The organism is Chondromyces apiculatus DSM 436 (genome assembly GCF_000601485.1).
In the GTDB taxonomy this organism is placed as follows: domain Bacteria; phylum Myxococcota_A; class Polyangia; order Polyangiales; family Polyangiaceae; genus Chondromyces; species Chondromyces apiculatus.
Window position 1 is genome coordinate 1 of record NZ_ASRX01000121.1, and the last position, 21,086, is coordinate 21,086.

Below are 21,086 nucleotides of genomic sequence, written 5' to 3' on the forward strand. Positions count from 1 at the left end.
GGAGCCGGCACGCGGAGGCGGGGGGGGAGCCGAGGAGCCGGCACGGGGCGGGGCGGGAGGCGTGGGCCCAGCTCCGGCCGAGGAGCCGGCACGGGGCGGGGCGGGCCCAGCTCCGGCGGCAGGCGGCGCAACGGCGGGGCGCTGGAAGGGCAGCCCGCCCCTGGAAGCCAGGGATGATTGCTGAGGAGGCAGGGTCTGCGAAGCCCAGTCGCCCGTGGACACCGGCGGGGTGAAGGGAAGCTCGCCCTTCGAGACCAGAGGGGCTCGCTGCGGAGGCAGGGTCTCCGCGGTCGGGGCGTCCTTCAGCACCGGCGTGGCGAAGGGGAGCGCGACCTTCGGGACCAGGGGCGACTGCTGCGGCGGCAAGGTCTGCGAGGCCCAGTCGTCCGAGGATGCTGGCGCGGCAGAGGGGAGCGCGACCTGCGGGACAAAGGGCGCACGCTGCGGAGGCAAAGGCTCGGCCTTCGAGGCGTCCTTCACGACCGGCGCGGCGAAGGGGAGCGCGACCTGCGGGACCAGGGGCGACTGCCGCGGCGGCAAGGTCTGCGAGGCCCAGGCGTCCGAGGGTACCGGTGAGGTCAGGGGGGGCGGGGTTGCAGGGGTCTGGGGCGGAGGACGCTGGAGGGGATTGGCTGCGGCGACGCCGGTGGGCACCGGCGCGGTGAAGGGCAGCGCGCCGTCCGCAACCGAGGGGCGCGGCGTCGCCGGGGCGTCGTCGTCCTCGTCGGTGTCGGCGAAGGGAAGTGCCGGGGCTCTCCGGGCGAGGTCGGCGAGGCTGATGGCCTCCGTCTTGTGGCGCGGTTTGCGCTGCCCGGGTGCGGCGGTTGAGGGCGCAGCAGTCAGGGGTGCAGCCGCCAGGGGCGCAGCGGTTGAGGACGCGGTAGGCGGAGACGCAGCGATCGAGGGCGCAACGATGGAGGACGCAGCGCCTGAAGGCGCAACGATGGAGGACGCAGCGACTGAAGGCGCGGCGGTTGAGGGCGTCACGGCCGGAGCCGGGATGAGGGGGACCCGCGGCAGGTGCGCCGGCGCGTCCGACGAACGCTGCACGCGGGGGGAGACCTTCTCGATGGCCGTTGTGGGACGCGGCACGAGGGGGGGCTCCGGGGGCACGGGCGCGTGTCCAGGGAGCTGGCGGCGCGCCTTCCGGGCCTGCGCGACGGCGGCGGGTTGCTTGGCGCCGAGGAGCTCCACGTAGCGCTTGCTGGGGCGGAGCCTGCCCTGCGCGGCCTGCTCGGCGAGCGTCGCCAGCCAGCGCTCCTGCGCGGCGTTCCAGGCCTCCACGGAGAAGCCGGCTTCGAGGAGGATCTCGTCGCGGGGGAAGCCCGCGTCGAGCGCGGCGCTGATCGACGCGAACTCCTCAAGAGTCATCGCGCGCGCGGTGCCGGTCTCCCCCATGGGTGACGAGTATAGTCAGGGCGACGGATCGGCGGCCACCAGCACGTCGCCGAGCGGCGCGGCGAGCCGCACCCACACGCGCCCGCCCACGAGGAGCGCTTCGCATACTGCCGTCGCGGCGGTATGCAGGGTGCCAAGGGTGCGCAGGGGGCCGCCTTCGTCGAGGGCCACGAGCGCTGTCGTGGTGTCGCGTGCGACGGCCACCAGCACGCCAGTCTCGGTGGCACCCATCCAGACCGGGCTTCCGCCCAGCGGCACCTCGCGCGCGGGGCCTTTCCAGGGTGCCTCCACCAGCACGCGGCGCATGGGGTCGAAGGCGTAAGCAGCGCCGAGGCGGAGGGCGGCGGGCGTCTCGCCACCCAGGGCCGCATAGGCGGCGCTGGCGCTGGGGTCAGGGTCGAGGGGCACGAGATCGGTGCTGTCGGGCGCGGCACGCCGGAGGGCTTCGTCGCGCCGGCGGGTGAAGGCGTCGAGCATCCCCGGGAGTCGGCGGGCCGGCAGGTCGAAGAGCGGTGCTCTGCCCCGGTGCACCTCGTCGCCGTCGACGGGCACGCGCTCGACGTGGTTCGGCTGGAGGAAGCGCAGCTCGCCTTTGCGCACGGCGAGCGGGGTGTCGGGCTTGAAGAGCTTGGTGATGCGGGTGGCGCCGGTGCCCGGTTCCATGCGGACGAGATCCCACCCGTCGACGGCAAAGGCGCGGACGCCGTCGGTGCAGAGGCGGCGCAGCTCGCCCGAGGCGGAGGCTGCCACGAGCGTCGACCCGGCCGGTGCGAGGGGGCCTTCATCGCGCAGGAGGCGCTCGGCGCGCGCTCCGTTCTCGGGGGCCGAGGCGTGGGCCGCCTCCACCAGCGCCTCGCGTACGGCGGGCGGAATGCGCCGGTCGAGCGCCCAGCCGCGCGAGGTGACTTCCTCGACGAGGAAGCGCGCCACGCCGGCGCGTGATCCCTCGGGGATCCCCTCCGCGGCCGCCCTGATGATCTCGTGCACGTCCAGGGAGCGAAGCGCCGCCCGCGGGATGGCCTCGAACGTGTAGGCGTCCTCCCAGAGGCCAGGGCGCGCGCCGTACCACGCTGCGAAGGCCCAGGCCGCGGCCGCGAGGTTGCCGCGGGTGGCGCGCACGGCTGCGAGGGCTTCGGGGAGCTGGCGCGCCGCGCCCGAGTCCTCGGCGAGCGCAGCGGCGAAGCCACGGATCTCGGCGGGCGCAGCGGCGAGGAAGGCGGTCAGCGCGGCCGCGAGCGATGGGGCTTGGGCACGGGAGAGGGCGCGGGAAAGCGCCGTCTCTCCGTGGGCAGTGAGCCACGCCGCGAGCGCGTCGGGCGCGGCAGCGGGGGCGGCGTCCTCCCAGGAGGGCAGCCTCACGGTGGCATCGCCGTGGATCTCGACACGGGAGAGCGGCTGCCCGCCGCGGGTGAGCGCGATCGATACCCTGGCCTCCGGCGCCCAGCCCCCGGCTGGTCTGCCCTCACGCACGCGAAGGACGCCCCGCAAGGCCGCGAGATCGGGCCCGGCCACGCGCACACGCCGAGCGTCGGCGCCGAGGAGGAAGGCCGTGTCGGCAGCGGCGAGGGTGTGCTCCAGCGCGGCCGGGCTCGGGGCCTCGAAGACGGGGGCGGAGGTCATGGGGATGGCCTCACGATTCCGGCTCCTGCGGCTTCGTCGGCACGTAGCCTTTGCTGTCGGCGAAGCCCATGGGTTTGCCAGCGGGGTCACGCACGGGGTTGCCGTAGACGTCGACGTAAGCGCCGTGCACGGTGGGGTTGTCGGGGGTGCCGCTCATCAGGCCGGGGTAGAGCTTGCCCTTGCTGCCAAGGATGTAGTCCTTGCCGGTGGCGTCCTTGCCGACGCTCTTCGACCAGAAGTTGTACCAGGGTCGCGGCGCGCGGAACTGCACCTCCCAGCCCTCGCCCCGGTGGGTCAGCGCCGGGACGTTGCTCTTGGCGCCCCACACGGTGGCTTTCGTTTTGTTGGCGATGCCCTGGGTGAGGCTCGGGCCGCCGTCCTGCGCAGGGGTGGCGCCGTTGCAGATGGTGGTGTCGACGCGCGCGCCTTTCCCCTTGAAGCCCGCCTTGTTGAGCGCCTCGCCGATCTCGTCGCCCGTCGCCCAGTTGTTCTTCGTCCCCTTCCACTGGCTGCCGCCCGGCGCGCCATGGGTGGTGATGAAGAGGTGATCCTCGTTGGGATCGATCATGTTGGCGTTCTTCCCCTCGCCCTTGAGGCGCTGCCAGATCGAGGGCGGCTTGCCGAGCTTGTCGCTGGTGATGACCTTGGCGCCCGGGTTGTTCGCCTTCATCACCCGGATGGTGTCCTCCATGACGGGGTCCCCGGGCTGGCCGTTGATGATGGTGAGCAGGCCGAGAGGGTCGATGAAGATGGTGGGGTTCAGGACGTAGCCGATGTCCTGCGTCGTCGAGAGCATCCCGAGCGGGTCGGGCGTGAGGAAGACGTGCAGGTCGGGCGCGTAGTAGCGGTGCCGGTTGTAGTGGAGGCCCGTCACCTCGTCGGCGCGCTGCCCCGCGAAGCGCAGGCGGCCAGGTTGGCCGGCGGTGGCTGCCACCTCGCCCCAGGTGCTCAGGTCGATGATGGAGCAGCTCAGGTCCGGCGCGACGTAGGCCCAGGGAACGGAGGCGCCGTCGGTGATCACCATGCGCCAGGCGCCATCGGGGCCTGTCTCCAGGAGCGGCGTGTAGCCGTCGTCGCCGAACACCCGGCGCGTGGAGCCGCCGGTGGTGAGCAGCTCCTCCACCACGCTGTCGCCATCCCAGCCGAACCAGAGGCTGGTTCCGTCGCTGAAGCTGGCGGCGACGCGCCTGCCGAGGGGGTCGTAGAGGCAGCGGAGCCCGAGGCCGTCGCCGCGGGTCGCGGTGATGAGCTGGTTGTTCTCGTCGTAGCGGTACTGCCAGCTCCGGGCAGGGTCGTCGGCGTGGCGGGAGACGAGGCGGCCGGCGCTGTCCCAGGAGAGGCGCTCCCCCTCGGCGGTGGTGGGGCGGCCGTCGCGCCCGACGGTGAACGAGGTGCCGTCGTCGGGGATGGCGGTGCCCTGGGGGGCATAGCGGAAGCGCTCCTGGGCGCCGAGGCCGCGGGCCTCCGTGGGGCGGCCGCTGACGTCGAGCGCGTAGCGGCGCGCGCCGCGCTTGGCGTCGACCACCTCGGAGAGCGGGCCGAGGCGGCTCCAGGTGAACGAGCGCTCCTCGCGCACGACGTCCTCGGCGTCGAGGAGGCGCTGGCGCGTGGGCAGGCCGAAGGGGTCGCGCTCGGTGGCGAGGACTCCGGGCGCGTCGCGGCGGCGGCGCTCGGTCTCGTAGCCGCGCGCGTCGTACTCGAGGTCGAGCACGGGTACGGGCGCCTCGGGGCCGAGGAGCGAGAGCGCGACCGGCTGCCCGTCCACCTGGCGGCGGTCGATGCCCACGCCCCAGCCGCTCGAATAGCGCCGCTCCACCATGCGGCCCAGGGCGTCGTAGCGGTAGTCGACGGCGAAGCGGAAGCCCGACGTCTGCTGCACCTCGCGGAGCACGCGGCCCTCGGGGTCGCGCTCGACGCTGACGCTGGAGCCGCCGGCTTCGGCGTAGGTGACGCCGCCGCGTCGGTCGTAGACGAAGCGCTCCTTCCGGCCGGTGGAGAACTCCTTGCCGAGGATGCGGCCCTCGCCATCGCGGAGGAAGCGCACGTGCTCGCCGTTGCGGGTGAGCACGACGACGCGGTTGGAGCCGTCGTACTCGTACTCGGTGACGACGCCCGCGAAGCTCTGCTCGCGGGCGACGTTGCCGGCAGCGTCGTAGCTGCGCAGATAGCGCTCGCCGGCCGGGTTCTCGATCCACACGAGGCGGAGGAGCAGGTCGTAGCCGAAGCGGAAGCGGCCGCCGTCGGCGAGGACGCGCTCGACCAGCACGCCAGCGACGTAGCGGCTCACCACGCTGGCGCCGTCGCTGGTGGTCTCCTCGACGACGTTGCGGAGGGCGTCGGTGACGAGGGTGGTGCGCCGCCCGCTCTGCTCGACGACCTCGGCGATCTCGTTGCGGCTGTCGTAGCGTAGCTCGTAGAGCTGCCCGCTCTCGGCCTTGACCTGGACGGGCAGGCCCCAGAGGTCCCAGGTGTACTCCAGGGCGACGCCGTTCCGGTCCACGTGGCGGGCGAGGTTGCCGTGGGCGTCGTACGTGAAGGTCTCGGCGGCGCCGCTCGGGTGGCGAACCTCTTTCATCAGGCCGGCGCCATCCATGGTCCAGGTGGTGACGCGCCCGGCCTGGTCGACCTCCTCCACCTTGTCGCCGACCTGGCGGAAGATCTCGCGGCCGCCGTCGGGCAGGGTGGTGACGGCCTGCTGGGCTTCGTCGTCGTAGACGCGGCGCACGGTGGCGCCGTCGGCCATGACGAGCCCGACCTTGCGCCCGAAGGCGTCGTAGCTGGTCCGCCGCGTGCGCCCGCCGCCGTCGGTGCTGACGAGCAGGTTGCCCCGGTCGTCGTAGTGGTAGCGGCTCACGTAGCCGCGCGGGTCGGTGTACTGGAGCACCTGCCCGAGGTGGTTCGTGAGGTAGCGGTGGGTGTGGCCGCAACCGTCGGTCATCGTGGTTTCGAGCGGGTCGGGTCCGAAGCGAAAGACGGTGTGGTAGATGCCGCGCGGCCTCGCCGTGGTGCCCGCCTCCGGGGTGCCGAGGGCAGCGAGCGCGGCGACGATGTCGCGTCCCGGGAGCTCTCCCCAGGTCTCCACGCAGCGCTTCTGACCCGCCACGGTCTCGTACCGGAAGCAGTAGGCGACGCCGTCGGGCTGGTGCTCGCGCACGAGGTAATGCTGCTCGTCGTACTCGTACCGCCAGGCGACGCCGCCGCGATCGATGACGCGGACCAGGTCGCCTCGCTCGTCCAGCTCGTACGCGACCAGGTGACGGCGGTGGAGCTGGCCCTCGACGTCGACGGCGGACAGCTCCCAGCGCCGCACGCCGCCCTCGCGGGTCATGGCGGCGCGGCGACCCACGGTGTCGATGACGGCGGTGACCTCGTCCCCCGTCCACTCGACCTGGACGACGTTGCCGTGGCCGTCGCGGATCTCGGCGAGGCGGTAGACGCGGCGCTTGTCGTCGGGGCGCAGGACGCGGAGCAGCCCGTCGTCGAGGTCGACGCCGATGCCATCCTGGAAGCGCACCACGTTGCGCCCGAAGACGAGCGGGGTGATCTCGTCCTCGGCAGGGAAAGGGATGCGCGTGGTGCGCAGCTCGTCGTCGGTGAGCAGGAGCCAGTCGCCGAAACGCTCGGCGGTCCAGTGGAGGCTGTGGGACCAGCCCCAGCCGATGCCTGCGCTGCGCTCGACGTTGGAGCTGCGGTAGGTGCGATCCCACTGGACGTAGAAGAGCCCCGGGAGGACGAAGTCGAGCTGCGGGCTGGTGAACATGGTGCCCGTGACGACGTCGACGGGGTGGCCGCCGCTGGCCTGGCCCTCGGCGGCCGGTGAAGCCGGTGGGCTGGGAGGCGCCGCGCCGGAGTTGCTGCCCCCTCCGCCGCCGCCCGCGTTGCTGCCGCCCGAGGGCCCGCCCTGCCCAGGGCCACCCGCGCCACCGCCCGCTGCACCGCCGCCGCCACCGCCGCCCCCCGCGCCGCTGGCGCTCCCGCCAGCGCCCATGGTGATCGATTTGTTCATCTGGCCGAGGGAGCCGGTGATGCCAGCCATGCCCAGCTCGATGAAGACGATCGGCGCGCCCAGCCAGGGGAAGCAGGGGCCGCAGATGTTGAGGCTGACGACCTCCCGGAGGGTCCCCGGCTCGTTGCCGTGGCACTTGCTCATGCAGCCGCCCACGGTGAGGATCTTGGCGTTCTCGATCTTGGTGCGGATGCACGGATCGGTGATGCCCTCCGCGACGGAGCCGAACGTGGGGTACGGGATCGGCAGGGGCGCCGGGGCCGCGGGGGTGAGGCAGACGCTCACCGCCATGCCGACCTGCTGGTGGCCCGACTTGTCGGTGATCGTGTCCATGTAGAGCGCGGTGACCTTGCCCATGGCCACGGCGATCGTCGCATGGCGTCCGGGGGGTCACAATGGCGGCCAGGGCCGGAAAAGCGGGCGGAGGACAGCGGTGGGTCCGGGCCGTGAACCCCGTCGCGCGGGCGCTGTCATGCCACGATGCCGCCACCGCGGAACGGCCTCGAGCCTCCGTCCGAGGCCACCTCTGCCGGGACCAGCGAGAACGTGTCGGGTTCAGGTCCCTGCGGCGAGCACCGCGCGGGCCTTGGCCAGCGTGCTCGCGTCGGCGCACATCACTGTCGTGCCATGGTCGTCCTCGACCACGTAGCGGGTGCCAGCGTCATCCACCCACCACCGCGCGATCGCGTCACTCGCAGCCGGCAACGGAGGGAGGGCGAGGGCCAGCGCGACCGCGTCACCTCGGCGCTCCGGGGCGGTCACCCGCGCGAGCTTTCCCTCCTGCTCCAGGCTGCCAGTGTCGAGCCGCAGCAGGTAACGCTCGAGCAGCACCGCGGGGTCGTGACCGACCACCGCCACGTCGTCGTGCATCCAGGCATGCTCGACGAGCACCCCGGAGGGCGTGGCGTAGAGGGTGGCGTCGGGCGCCGAGCCGACCGGGACCAGCAACTCGTCCTGCCAGATCACGCGCGGCCAGTCCGAGCCCTGGAGGACGTCGCTGTCGGCCGCCCAGAGGGTGTGGTCGCCGGTCTCGCGATCCTGCAAGAGGACCTCGCAGGTGCCGAGGGCGAACCAGGAGGCGCCCTCGCGAAACGGGCAGCGCAGGCCACCGAAGCGCGTCTCGATGGCGATCGCGGTGGGGTTGGCAGGAAGCCCCGCACGCGCGAGCCAGCCTGCGGGATCGGCGCGATCGCAGGTTCTGCGGAGATCGCGGCGAAAGCCGTGGCGATCGAGACGGGACTGAGCCGCGGCGGAGAGGCCGTCGAGCACGGCACGGGTGTACTCGACGACAGGGCCCTCAGGCCACACGGCCTCGCGGATCAACTGGCCGTCGACGAAGCAGACCTCCTCGAGGCGGTGGAGATCGGGGAGCAATGCGATCCAGCCGTCGCCACGACCGCGACGGGGGCGGTGCGGCATGGAGAGCAGGGGGCGCGGAAGGTCAGGAGCAGGGCGCGGCGCCTCGATGCGGGCGGTGGCGCTACCCACGAGGGCTCCAGCAGCACCGACATCGCGGCAGGCCTCGATGAGGCGCGGCGCCTCCGCCGGGACGGCCAGGAGGTGCGCGCTGTCCTCGTCCGGCGCTTCGAGGTCGCGCTCGTGGAGGACGATGGTGTCGGAGCGCCACCAGCGCTGGAGGTCGTCGCCGAGGGCTGGCGCCTCCGGGAGGCCCAGGCGCGTGGCGACGACCTCCGCATGCCTTTGGTCGAGGGCGAGGTGGAGCGGCGTGCTCGCAGTGCGTTCGCCCATGCACGCGAGGCGTGCCAGGTAGGTGGCCGCATCGCCGGCGATCGGTCGCCACTGTCCGGGCTCACCGATGTAAAGGCGGCCCTCGGTGTCCATCCCGAGACGCCCCCGCGGGGTCCGCCCAGCGAGGGCGATGGGGCGACCGTCTTCCGCGCGCGAGACGATCGGAGCTGGCGCTGGGCCGTCGGTCATGGCCGCGAGCGCGCCGAACGCGCGTTCTCCGAGGGCGAGGACGTACCGACCCGAGCGATCGCTGGCGCCCTGTGCGAGCGTGTGCAGGGCGCGCTCCCAGTGGATCAGCGCGTCGAATGCGGCAGCGTCGCTCGCCAGCGCCGCGCGCAAGGCCGACTCGCTCCAGGAGGGAGCGACGCGCGCGTGGCGCGGTATCCAGGCGCGTGCTGCAGCGTCGAGGTTGGCGAGGCCCGTCATGCGCGCTGCCCACGGTGCGCGATCAGAGGATCCGGTTCCATCCTGTCCCGTTGTGCTCCCATGTCCCCAGGGCAGCCGGCGCTCCTGCCGGCGGTGCTCCATTGTAGGCCGTATTGGCGGGGTTGCTCGTGAACGAGGGCGCGGGGTTGAAGGCGCGCGCCGTTCTGCCGCCAGCCGTTCCCACGGCGCAGACCGAATTGGGCGGCGTCTGGTTGGCGAGCGTGTAGAGCCTCGGGATCATCTGCGAGCAGTTCTCGCACGCCGGCCAGTTGCGGCTCGGCCGACCGCTGACGATGCCGTCGTTCGGGTCGATGCCGTTGAGCGCACCGCCGAGGTTCTGCTGCCAGTTCGGATCACCAGGGCGACAGGAGCGCGGCGGTGGTGGGGTGCGCTGCCCAGGCGGAATGCCGTTCCACTCGTACTCGTGGAGATAGTTGCTCAACGCGCGGGGCTCGGAGCACGCACCGACGGAGTTGTTGGCACGCATGCCAGGGGGGGTGGCATCGTTCGGTGGCAGGGCCGCCACGACGGCGGGATGGAGGGGGCCAGACTGCCCGCTCTGTCCCGTGGCGAGCGTGGGTCGCGGCCCCCCGCCAGCGGGAGCTGGCCCGAAGATGTTCGAAATGGAAGCCCGCCCGTCTGGATCGACCGCATCCGGGAGCCGGAAGTCCGCGTAGGCATACGCCTTGAGCGAGGCGGCGATTCCAAGCGGCTCCGGGCTGAGGAACGAGGCGGTGAGCGGGTCGTAATAGCGAAAGCGGTTGTAGTGCAACCCGGTCTCCTCGTCCTCGTACTGCCCCGCCATCCGAAGCGGTGTACGCGCCGCGGATGCACCGAGGACGCGCCCTGCGTGGGTCGTGTCGAAGACCGTGACCGGCTTGCCCGCGCCGTCGACGAGCAGCTCGGGAGAGCCATTGGGGGCCAGGATGAAATGGGTGACGGTGCTCTCGCCGCCCTGGACCTCGCGCTGCGCCAGCGGGAGGAAGCCATCCGGTTCGACGAGGTAGGAGCGCTCCTCGACGATGGGATCGCCGGCCTTTCGTGCGTCCTCGCGGACCTCATGAACGAGGACGTCGCCACGCCAGGCGTAGCGTGTCTCGCTCAAGATCTGCCCGTCGCGCTCGACCCGCTTCTCCAGGCGCCGCGCGAAGACGTCGTAGGTGAATGCCACGAGGACGCCGTCCGGCGTGTGCACGGTCAGGAGCAGATCGCGGTCGTCGTAGGCGAATGTCCAGGTCCGCTCGATTCCGTCTTCGAGCACATGCTTCTCGATGACACGGCCCAGTGCGTCGTAGGAAAAGCGCACGGCGCCGCGATCGATGGGCCGGCCGCCAGGCGCGAAGCGCTGCGCCTCGCCACGAGCATAGAGGTCGCCGCTCGGGCCGTAGACGAAGGCCTCGCCGCCGCCACGTGAGCGTCGCCGCTCGATGACGCGGCCGTTCTGGTCGCGGAGCAGGTCGACGCGCTCGCCGTTCGCCTCCTCCATGCCGCCGAGCAAGCCCGCCGCGGACCAGTCGTAGAACCGCCGGAATGTCTCGCCGGGGGCGAGCACGCCGACCCATTCGGGCTCCGTCGTGCGCGCCCCCGAGCCGCCAGCGAAGACGCTGCGCCGCTTGGGCATGCCGAGGGCCGTTCGCTCCGCGACAACGCGCCCCCCTTGGGGAAGGACGCGCTCGATCTCGACGCCCAGTCCATCGTAACGAAGCTGCAGCGGCGCGACTCCGTCAGCCGCGACCTCGATGGCACGCCCGACGGCATCGCGACGGACGCGGACAGCACCACCCGGCCCCTGCACGGCAACGGGCTTGCCCAGGGCGTCGTAGATCCAGGTGGTCTCGGATGCCTGCCCTCGATGATGGGTGATCTCCCGGGTGATGCGCCCCCAGCCATCGTAGGTGAACTCCACGACCACCTGATCGGTCGCGGCGCGTATCAGCCGACCGATGGCGTCGTACGCGAACGAGTCTGCGCGCTCATCGGAGTACTTGCGCTCCAGGAGCCGGCCCAGGGGATCGTAGACGAAGTCGATGACGCGGCCGCCGTCACGGGCCTGGACGATGCGCCCGAGCATGTCGTGCTTGTAGGCGATCACGCGTCCGTCGAAGGTACGCTCCTCGCCGACGCGCCCCTCCCCGACGCGAAGGAGGCGGTGCTCCTCGCCGCACTCGTTGACGATGCGAACGAGATCCTGCTCGCGGTCGTAAAAGTAACGCACGGTGGCGCCATCGGGTCGCCGGACCTCGGTGACGACGTTCAGCCCGCCCCACACGAGCGTGGTCGCGCGCCCATCCGGATCGATGACGCGGGTCGTGTTGCCGTCGGCGTCATACTCGTAGATGGTCATGGCTGCGTCGAACTCGCGCACGGAACGGAGCCGCCCGCAGCCGTCATAGGTGAAGTGCGTCTCCAGCCCGCGTTCATCGCGGTAAGCCTCAAGCTGGCCGAGGAAGTTGTAGCGGAGCGTTCGCGTCGCTCCGTCGGGCTCGACGATGAGTACCCGGTTCCCGAGGGCATCGTACGCCATCCTGGTCGTGGCACCGCTCGGGAGAACGGCGGACGTCACCTGCCCGCGCTCGTCGTACTGGAAGCTGAGGACCGGCGCCGCTCCCTGCCGTACCTCGACCACGTTGCCGCGCTGATCACGCAGATGGGCCGAGTGGCCCCCCAGCGCGTCGGTGACGCCGACGATGAAGCCGTTCACGTCGTACTCGTACGCGGTCACACTGCCGGTGGGATCGATGCTCTGCAGAAGCCTGCCCGCATCGTCGCGCTTGCAGAGCCACGTGCTGCCGAGCGCGTCGGCATAGGCGAGCACATGGCCCGCTCCATCGTACCGGTAGGTGTGCACGCCGCCGGACCAGACGGACTTCTCCGGCCTGTCGAGCGCATTCCCCTCGACGCGGCGCACAGAGCGCGAGCCGATGATCTCGGTCACGTCGTCGCCCCGTTCGACCTTCACGTGCAAGAAGCCACGGGCGACCGTCCTGCCGTCGGCGAGCAGCGGTGGGACGTCCGCATCGAGCCCGTCGCGGCCCTCGCGGTGGCACCACGTCTCGATGCAGCGGCCCTGAGCGTCGTACACGAACTCGGCCGTGAGGCCACCGGGCTCGCGGCGGCGCGTGAGGCGGTGCTCGGCGTCGTACGCGAACTGCGCCGCGAAGCCCTCGCCATCCGTTGCAGCCACGAGGTCGCCGCGCTCGTCATAGACGTAGCTCCGAAAGCTGGTCCAGCGCCCCCTCGCCGAGGCGTTCTTCACCTCGAATGCGGCGATACGCCCGTCGGGACCGCGGCGAAGACGGATGAGCCGCCCCACGCTGTCGAGCACACCCGTGAGGATCCCTCCCTCGTAAAGGAGCTCGATGCGGTTGTCATTGGCATCGACGATGCGCGTGAGCAACCACGTCCCCCTGTGACGGTGGGAGAAGACGCGCGTCACGCCGTCTGCATCGATTGTGTACCCCCAGGCGTGGCGCATGAGGCGACCGCACGGCAGCACGGCCGAGTTTCCCGCCTCGAGGCGGGCGGTCTCCGTCGTCGATGCGGCAGGCTGGTGGATGTACAGGGTACGCCGCCGTTCCTCGAGGGCCCAGGCGAGGGAGTGCGTCCACCCGAAGCCGAGACCGATGTCGGTTTCGCGGCTGGACGACGAGTAGCTGCGCGCGATGACGAGCGGAATCATTCCTGGTAGCGCCAGGTCGACGACGGCAACGGTGTAGACGCGCCCCGTGACCGGATCGATCGGGTCGCCCGCGTGCAGCGAGGCGTTGCCGTGCGACGGATTCGGGCAGCCCCCGCCGCTGCCAGGCCCGCACGAGCCGGCGTTCTTCCCGCCCCCGTTCGGGCCGTTTCCCCCGTTGTTGCCGCTGGCGCCTTGGTTGGCGCCGCTGCCCCTGCCCCCCTTGCCGCCGCTCCCTCCGTCGCTGCCCCCGCCGCCCATGATCCACGCCCCGGGGTTCATGCCAGGGATGGCAGGGATGTTCGGGATGGGTGCCGTGCGCGCCATGGGTCCATGGTCGCCCAGCGCCGAAGCCCGTCAAGAGCCGCCGGGTCACCGCATCGCGTGCTCGAACCTCGCGAACAAGGCGTCGTCCTCCAGCATGCGCGCCGTCCAGTGAGCCTGCGCGGTCAGGTAGGCGTCGAGGGTCAGGTCGAGGCGCCGCAGCGTGGAGCGGAGGTCGCCGCCACGGCGGAGCGCGCTGGCGGCGGTGACGAAGCGCTCGAAGGGCAGCACGTCGTGCACGCGGGCGCGCTGGGCGCGGGCGAAGGCCTCGGCGTGCGCGGCGACCAGCGGGGGCACTCCGTCGGCCGCGGCGTCCTCGGCCTCGGCCTCGGCCTCGGAGAGGCGCGCTTGCCAGGCGTCGTCGATCTCCTCCCAGGCATCCTCGTCCAGGCCCCGGGCAGTGAGGGCCACGGTGCGATCCACGCGGGGATCGGAAAGCTCGGCGGCAACGGTGACGTACGCCTCCAGGTCGGTCCTCAGGTCGGCCATGCGCCCGCGCCAAGGTAGCATTGCGTAGCATTGCGTAGCATTGCGTAGCATCGCGGCAGGACTTCCCGGCCCCCCTCGGGTGGGTGTAACACCAGACGGTGGCGTCCTCGCACCTGCCGTTCGTGCCCGCCAGCGCGCCCACCGAGGACGCCGGTGTCCCGCCCTCCACGCGCGCCCTGGAGGCGGCCCACGCCGAGCTGCGCCGCGCGGCGGTGATCCTGGAGCACGACGTCCCGCCTGCCTTCGACCTGGGCCCCCTGGCGCAGGCGCTGGAGCAGGCCTTCGTCGCGATCTACGACGCCTGCGATGGCCGCGCCGAGCGGCTCGCAGCCGTGCACACGGCCCGCGGAGAGGTCGCGCAGGCGCTCTCCGCGCTCGCCCCTGCCGCAGGTCGCGAGCCGGCCTTCGACCCGCTGCGCGCGCACCTGGAGCGCGCCGCAGGCCACCTGGCCCACGCGGACGAGCGCCTCGCCCGACTGCCGCCACTGGGTGTCCCCGCGCCCCAGGAGCTGTTCGCCAGCGTCGATGTGCCGCGCCTGCACGTCCTTGTGCGGCCCTCGATCGCCCCTCGGCTGCGCTACCCCAGGCTGCCGCCCACAGGGCGCCCACCGAGGCCGACGGCGGCGCTGCCCGAGCCGACGACGTTCCAGGAGCTGCGCGCGGCCATCGCCCAGATGAAGACCCAGGCCGCCGAGGCGAGGCTTTCGCCCCCGGAACCCGCGCTCCCGCCTCCGGTCGCAGCACCAGAAAATGCGCCCCTGCCGGGCTTCACGCGCGAGGTTCCGAGGGCGATCGACGACGTGGCCTTCCGCCAGAACCGGGCGCGCGAGTGCTTCGAGGAGGTGGCCATGGTAGGGATGCAGCGGGCGCCGTTGCTCGGCGATCCGTGGCGGGGCTCGCTGATCCTGGAGCGGCGCATGCTGGCGTCCATCGATGCGCTCGCGGCCAGCGGTGCCACCGCCGTGGCCCACGTGCCGCGCCTCGTCGCGGACGCGCCAGTGAAGGATCCCAGCCACGCTTTCGCCCTCGCCATGGTGATGGGATGCCTCGGTGGGCGTGACGCGCTGGGCGCGGCCGAGCACGCGCTGCTCACCAGCGACCGCGACGAGGCGTTCGTCGAAGGGTTCGCCGCCGGCCTCAAGCTGGTGCCGCACGACGCGCTCCCGCTGGCGCTGCGCTCGCTGCTGGAGGAGGAGGATCCGGGAATCCGGGCCATGGCCATCGACGTGCTCGGTTACCGGGGCCTGGCGACACCCGCGGAGCTCGCGGCGGCAGCCGGGGACGTTCCGGTGGTGGCAGCGAGGGCGCTCGTGCACCTGGCCATGACACCGTCGCCGGGCCTGAGCGCGCTGCTGCAGGGGCTCGACGGGACGGCAGATCCGGCCCTGCGCGAGGCCGTGTGGTGGGCGATGGCGCTCACGGGCCACCCGCACACCGAGGCGAGGCTGACCGCAGCCCTGGACGGCCCCGAGGCTGGCAAGGCAGCGCTGATCCTGGCCATCGCCGGGGGCGAGGAGGACGCGCGCCGGGTGACGCAGCGGGCGCTCTCCGCGCCGACGCGAGAGCTGCTCTTCGCGGTCGGGTGGACAGGGAACGCCTGGGCCATCGGGCAGCTCGTGGATCTGCTGGAGACCACCGACGACGATGCGCTGGCTGCAGCCGCAGCCTGGGCGCTCGAGCGGCTCACAGGCGCGGGGCTCTGGGAGGAAGCCGAGGTGGAGGACGAGGCGATCGAGGTGGCCGACCCTCCCGAGCCCGACGTGGGCGAGCCCCGGGTGCCGAAGCTCGCACGGACGCTGGGCGATCCGCGGGACCTGCCGCCGGAGCCCACACCCGAGACGGTCGAGCAACCCAGCACCGACGCCGCCCGGTGGCGCGCGTGGTGGATGGAGAAGGGCGCGGAGTACACCATGACGACGCGCTACCGGCGCGGGCACCCGTACACGCCGCTGGTGTCGCTGGGCGAGCTGGACACGGCGCGGGTGACACCGCTGGAACGGCGCTGGTTGCACCGCGAGCTGGTGATCCGCACGGGCGCCGTGGTGCGGTTCGATCCGCACGACCTGGTCGCCGTGCAGGAAGAGGCGATGCGGGCGTGGCAGCCCCACGCGGCGCGCAGCGCGAACATGCCTGGACGGTGGCTCCGGCCAGCGCGCAAGACCGGCTGAGTACTGCGTACGGCAATTCAGGGACCGATGGTCGCTACCCCCGTGACTTCGCTCGAAGGCCGAGCCGAGGACCCGGGACGAACCTGGGAAACGGACTACGAGGCAGCCTCTGGCCCCGGCGCGGAGATCAGCAAGGCGCCGCGCTCACCGGTGTCGCTCCCGGCGATGGAGACCGCGATGGGGTGCGGGGCGAACCCGCGGCAGAAACCCTCGGCTGCCAGCACCAGGTGGAGCGGCATGGACGCGGCGCCGAGGTGGCCGAGGCGCTGCGCGGGGCTCTCCACAGCCTGCGGCTCGCAGTAGAAGCGCTGGGTGCGCACCGTGGCCGCCTGCAGCTCGAAGTGGCGGAAGACCTCGAAGGTCAGATCGGTGAGCATCCACCCGGAGCGCAGGCCCTCCGGGCCGAGCGGCGTGAGCACGGTGCGCAGCGCGGCGGTGAGGCCCGCAGCCTGGAAGGCCGACTCGTCGTTGTCGGGTCGCGCCTTCTCGTGGGCAGTGGCCGCGGCATGGATCTCGGCGCGCGTGCGGAGCTGATGGCGGCGCACCGTGTCGGGGCGCATCAGGACGACGAAGGCTGCCGCTTCGCCAGGGATGAGCGCGTCGAGGTTGTCAGGGCGGAAGAGGCGATCGGCGGCCACGAGCGCGGCGATGCGGCCCGGGTCGTAGTCCGTGTGCACCCCACCCAGGACGGCCACCTCGATCGCGCCGGAGGCGAGCGCGTCGCAGAGCCTCGGCACCATGAACGCCGCGCTCGCCGAGCCGCGCGCCGTGACCTCGACGCTGGCAATGTCCGGCAGCATGCCCGAGACGCTGCGCCCCAGGTCCCTGGCGAAGGTCTGACCGGCAGGGAGACCCTCGGCGCCGCGCTCGGCGAAGACGTCGTCCAGGCACAAGGCAAAGCCCGCGCGCAACCTGGCGGCAGCCGGGCCGAGCGCGCGTAGGGCTTCTTCGAGGGCCCGGCGTCCGAGGAGGAAGGCGCGGTCGGCGCCTGTCGTGCGCAGATCGAGGTTGGGCAGGAAGCACATGGTGATGGGCTCGCCCTCACCGTCGACGAGCGGCGCCTCGCGCATCGCAGCGGCCGCCGCGCGGTGCGAGAAGGCCGTCTCCGGAGCGGAGAGGCCCACCGGGGTGACGGCCCCCACGGCGACCACCGAGGCCAGCGTCTTCACGGGTTCATCCTCTCACGAACGAGGACCCGCGCATCCTTGAGCCGCCGGGGCGCCTTCACCGAGGCCCGCCAGACCATCTCCACCGCGAGCGGCTTCTCGGGGGTCGGCATGTAGAGGTCGAAGAGCACGGTGTCGAGGTAGGGCGTGAAGATGGCCGGTTCGCGGCCCTTGACCCGGAACTCGATCTCGAGATGCACCCGGGGCAGCGCGAACGTGAGAGCCCCGCCGCCAGGCGTCAGGTTGAGCAGCCGCACCGGCTCGCCGCCCACGAGCGGAGGGGTGGCGATGAGGCCCGGCGACGCGCAGAGGTTGAAGCGATCGTCGAAGTCGTCCGGGAGAAGCGGCGCTCGAAACTCCTGCCAGGCAGCGTCGTACGTGCCGGCATACCGGCGGCGGGGCTCCCAGCTCCGGCCCACCACGCCGATGCCCGCAGGCGGAGGGGCCGTGCGCACGGAGAGGATGGGAAAGGAGGGGTCCTCGATGTGCGGCGCAGGCTGGTGCGTGAGCCCTTCGGGAGCGCGCGTCACGCCCTTCCCCACCGGGTTGCGCGGCTCCTCCAGGGGCTCGGCCGGGTCCTCGTCGTCGCGGCCACCCCAGGCGTGGTCGTACCGCATGTCGATCTCCTGGATGGGCTGCGGCGTGGAGAGCCCCGCGCCGTCCGCGAGCCAGAGGCGCTGCCCGAAGACCACCAGCGACTTGCGGAGCGGACCGACCTCGACCCGCACGTCGAACGAGGGCACCGCCCGTCCCCCGGGCGCGCACGCTCTGGCCACGAAGATCACATCGGTGCCCGGCTTGCGCAGGCAGACGTCGGCCGGGTAGGCAAGGCTTTCAGGCGCGTCCTTCTCCCACGGGAAATCGGCGAACCGAATGCCACGGGTGCGCTCGGCTGGGGCGATGTCCACCTCCGAGCCGTCGACTTCAAAGGTCGCCTTGACGATAGCGACGAGCTTTTCGCCCTCGGTGTCCAGGAGGACCTGCTGGTGCACCGCGAAGTCCGTCTTGTTGTCGAGGGCCGCCTGGTGCATGGGCCGCGATCATCGTCACCCATGGCGGCATTGTCACCGGCGAAATCATTCCAGCCCCGGAGTGACGGCGCCGAGCGCATCTGCGCCCGCGTCAGCCGCGCGTTCTCCACCCCCCGCTGCGCGGCCTTGCTCTCGTCGAGCGCCTGCCCCCAGCGCACCAGCCACTCCGCCGGGAAGCCCATCTCCCCTGGCAGCGGCGCATGCTCCGGCGCGCTCAGCACCGCGATGGACGCCCGACAGCAGCGGTTCTCATCGGGGATGGGCGCCATGAGCGGCTCCAGCCCCTCCAGAAACGCCGCCGCACGCAGCGCCAGCGCTACCCCCTGGCTGAGCACCATAACGTCAAGGCTCAGCCCAGCACGACCGAGTGGGCCGGCATGACGAACGTCCTGAATGGCTCAGGTACTCGCCTCAGGGCCTACGACTGCTGGGCTCCTCGCACAGAAGAGGCGGGAGAGGTGTTCCGTAAAGCCGGGTCACCTTGTCGGGTCACAAGCAGGGCACAAACGAGACAAAACACCGAGAAAAACAGGTGGAGGCGCCGGGAATCGAACCCGCTCAAATCTCTACACCATGACGGCATCGCGGAGACGGCGAGCGCCGTGTCTGCCGCTTTCTACCGCGCTCGGAGAGGTGTGCCGGTCGTGGGCGTTCGTGCCCCCTGATGGTCCCATGTGTCCCCGAGTCAGGTCACGTCGTAGGGCACACAGCCTCTGTGCGCGCCCCTCCCGCTCACAGGCATTTCACCCCTCCTGTACTCGTATACTCGCAGCCGGTTTCAAGCGTTAGGCTGCGCGTGAAGCCTCGCACGTGCACGCCACCGCCGGGCAAGATGCCCCACGACGGCCCGGCCCATCCAACCCAGCGCGATCAGGCCGGGAAGCGCCCCTGCAGAGTCGCCGATGCGCGCGTAGAGCGTGGGCACCCGCCCCACCGGCAGCTCCGCTCGCCACACCCGATCCGCCATCGTGAAATGGTCCAGCTCACCATACATGCGCCCGTAACCATCCACCGCCGCCGACTGGCCCTGGTTCGCCTGCCGCACCATGCTGAAGCCCTGCTCCACCGCGCGGAACACCGCCTGCCGCCTGTGCAGCGCGCTGATGGCGCGCCAGTCGCTCGCGGGCAGCAGGAGCAGCTTGGCTCTCGCAAGGAACGCTGAAAGGTCGAGCGTTTCCACAATGCGCCAGAGCATCCGCGCCGGATGCTCCGGTGGCAGCGTGTCCTCTGGAATTGGAAGCGGATGACGCCTTGGGCACGCTGAAGCTCTCGGGTGCGGACGCGGCTCATTCAGAAGCGCCTCTACTACCTCCGAGGGGGGTGCATGTCTACACCCCCCAATCCACTCCAACGGCTTTTTCGGTCAGCTCTTCAGCGCAGATTCAGAGGAGTCACGGCACAGCCTCACAGCAGAGTCCTAATTTGCCATGGCACGGTATCTCCATTGAACCTACAACTGAGATCCGATGGAAGTTCGCGGCCCATCTTTCTCAATGCTATTACAAGCGACACGATGAGATCCACCTCATCAAGACGAGCCGCTGCCAGTCTTCGTACGATCGCCGCCTCCGTTCCATCAATGTTCGCCTGTGCCAAATGGTTCGCGCACAGACCCGCATAATCCGAACCTTCTTCAACCTCCGCCAAAAGTATCGGAACGCCCATTCGGTCATTCAGCTGCAGCAACACAAGAGCAGCGAGAGTCTTTGTCTCTTCATTTGTTGGCCTTCTTAGCAGGTCCTGCAAATAGGGTACTGTTGTCGTTCCCAACATGTGCAAGCGCTCTGCGATTAGGAAATGATTGGGCCCATGTTCAAACGCATTCACCGCGGCCGCCGCCAGTTCGCCAACTACGACCGACGCTTGCTCAACAGCGGCTACTTGTCTCTCGACATCCCCGCTGGCAAGTCCTTGGATTATTTTCTCGACAGTTTTCATTAGCGTACCCTCATCAACGTGAACTGCCCCTGCAGAGTGACCCCACCTGGCATGGAGTAGATGTTTCGAGAGGCCAACACGCCGGTAACGCGTGCCCCTTGCATGAAAGCCGCTTCCTCGGACAGCCGAATTACAAACTGCTGCTTAGAGCCTATCCCAGTAGGCCTGCAGCACGCCACGCGATGATCCCGCAAGCGAAGTGTAGAAGGGCGAGGTAGGTATCAGCTCGCTTTGACCAGCGGATCAGAATGGCACGGGAACGGTTCATCCAGCTATGGCTGCGCTCGACGACCCAGCGCCGCGCTCTCTGACCTGTCTTCTTGATGTCTCGTGCCTCCTGCCCACGCGAGCGGACGTGCGCAGTGAATCCAAACCTCTTCAGCAGCTTCTTCACCTCCTTGCAGTCATACCCCTTGTCCATACACATGCCTTGAGGCTTGTCCGCGCTGGGGCGAGGTCGCTTGACGGGGATGCTCTTGATGGTCTCACGCGTCATCTTGAAGTCGTTGCGGTTGGCGCCGTCCACGGCGACGCCCACCGGAACACCCGACCCCTCCGTGAGCAGACTTCGCTTGGCGCCCCTCTTGGCTCGGTCCGTGGGGTTTGGCCCGGTTTTTTTCCCCGCCCAAGGGAGCCTTGGTCATCGCGCCGTCCATCGACAACCAGCTCCAGTCGATGCCGACGCTCTTGTCGTAGGCCAGCAGCCCGCGCCGCCAGAACTTCTTGAACACGCCGGCTTTGGTCCACTCCATGAACCGACGATGGGCTGAGGAGTGGCTGCAGATGCCTGTCCCATCGAGTGCGCTCCACTGGCAGCCCGTCCTCAGCACGAAGAAGATGGCGTCCATGGCCGCGCGATCATCGACGCGCGGGTTGTGACAGCCAAGAGGATGAGGCTTACGGGGTGGAAGGAGTGGTTGCATCTCCGTCCACATCGCGTCGGGCAGTCTCCAGCCATCGTCCTTGACCTGCTTCATGCGCGGTCAGTGAGACGCCACGCACCGACGCGCCAGCCTTCCATCGAACTGCGCACCGCTTCCAGAACGAGGCGTAAATCATCTCCAACGACCTCAGATTCCTAGTAGAGTAGCCCCG

Annotated in this window: 11 protein-coding genes and 1 pseudogene; 1 reads left to right on the plus strand and 11 read right to left on the minus strand. The window is 70.8% G+C overall.

The features are described from left to right. The 6 genes and pseudogenes from CAP_RS41880 to CAP_RS41905 all read right to left on the minus strand — a co-directional run. Nucleotides 1-1,398 (minus strand): annotated as a pseudogene (locus CAP_RS41880) (hypothetical protein); the annotation flags it as partial. Between the two features lie 15 nt (nt 1,399-1,413). After that, nucleotides 1,414-3,018, minus strand: a complete 1,605-nt coding sequence (locus CAP_RS41885; protein WP_044251868.1) for a hypothetical protein — start codon at nt 3,016-3,018, stop codon at nt 1,414-1,416. A 10-nt stretch (nt 3,019-3,028) separates the two neighbouring features. After that, the gene (locus CAP_RS41890) at nt 3,029-7,381 is read right to left on the minus strand and encodes a PAAR-like domain-containing protein (RefSeq protein WP_044251871.1); all 4,353 of its coding nucleotides are present in this window, start codon (nt 7,379-7,381) and stop codon (nt 3,029-3,031) included. Between the two features lie 198 nt (nt 7,382-7,579). After that, the gene (locus CAP_RS41895; protein WP_044251874.1) at nt 7,580-9,199 is read right to left on the minus strand and encodes a hypothetical protein; all 1,620 of its coding nucleotides are present in this window, start codon (nt 9,197-9,199) and stop codon (nt 7,580-7,582) included. Nucleotides 9,200-9,221: 22 nt separating this feature from the next. Further along, nucleotides 9,222-13,202 (minus strand): DUF6531 domain-containing protein, encoded by a 3,981-nt coding sequence (locus tag CAP_RS41900; RefSeq protein ID WP_044251876.1) that lies wholly within the window; start codon nt 13,200-13,202, stop codon nt 9,222-9,224. Nucleotides 13,203-13,247: 45 nt separating this feature from the next. Further along, nucleotides 13,248-13,688, minus strand: a complete 441-nt coding sequence (locus CAP_RS41905; protein ID WP_044251879.1) for a hypothetical protein — start codon at nt 13,686-13,688, stop codon at nt 13,248-13,250. A gap of 98 nt (nt 13,689-13,786) precedes the next feature. Between CAP_RS41905 and CAP_RS41910 the strand changes: the two genes are divergently transcribed. Beyond that, nucleotides 13,787-15,856, plus strand: coding sequence for a hypothetical protein (locus tag CAP_RS41910; RefSeq protein ID WP_044251882.1), 2,070 nt, complete (start codon nt 13,787-13,789; stop codon nt 15,854-15,856). A 95-nt stretch (nt 15,857-15,951) separates the two neighbouring features. On the opposite strand, the gene CAP_RS41915 is transcribed toward CAP_RS41910, so the two are convergent. From CAP_RS41915 to CAP_RS41930, 5 genes are all read right to left on the minus strand, one after another. After that, the gene (locus tag CAP_RS41915) at nt 15,952-17,025 is read right to left on the minus strand and encodes a beta-ketoacyl synthase N-terminal-like domain-containing protein (RefSeq protein ID WP_231512016.1); all 1,074 of its coding nucleotides are present in this window, start codon (nt 17,023-17,025) and stop codon (nt 15,952-15,954) included. Next, nucleotides 17,022-18,053 (minus strand): DUF2169 family type VI secretion system accessory protein, encoded by a 1,032-nt coding sequence (locus tag CAP_RS41920; RefSeq protein ID WP_044251885.1) that lies wholly within the window; start codon nt 18,051-18,053, stop codon nt 17,022-17,024. Before CAP_RS41920 ends, CAP_RS41915 begins: the two co-directional genes overlap by 4 nt. A gap of 778 nt (nt 18,054-18,831) precedes the next feature. Next, entirely contained in the window at nt 18,832-19,248 is a 417-nt protein-coding gene (locus CAP_RS41925; RefSeq protein ID WP_044251888.1) for a carbon-nitrogen hydrolase family protein, read from the minus strand. A 209-nt stretch (nt 19,249-19,457) separates the two neighbouring features. Next, nucleotides 19,458-19,991 (minus strand): hypothetical protein, encoded by a 534-nt coding sequence (locus tag CAP_RS51680; RefSeq protein ID WP_156041643.1) that lies wholly within the window; start codon nt 19,989-19,991, stop codon nt 19,458-19,460. Between the two features lie 151 nt (nt 19,992-20,142). Then, nucleotides 20,143-20,968 (minus strand): IS5 family transposase gene (locus CAP_RS41930; RefSeq protein WP_370866029.1). Its coding sequence is split into 2 segments (ribosomal slippage): nt 20,143-20,613 and nt 20,615-20,968, totalling 825 coding nucleotides; the frame shifts between segments, so codons are not numbered across the junction. Nucleotides 20,969-21,086 lie beyond the last annotated feature (118 nt).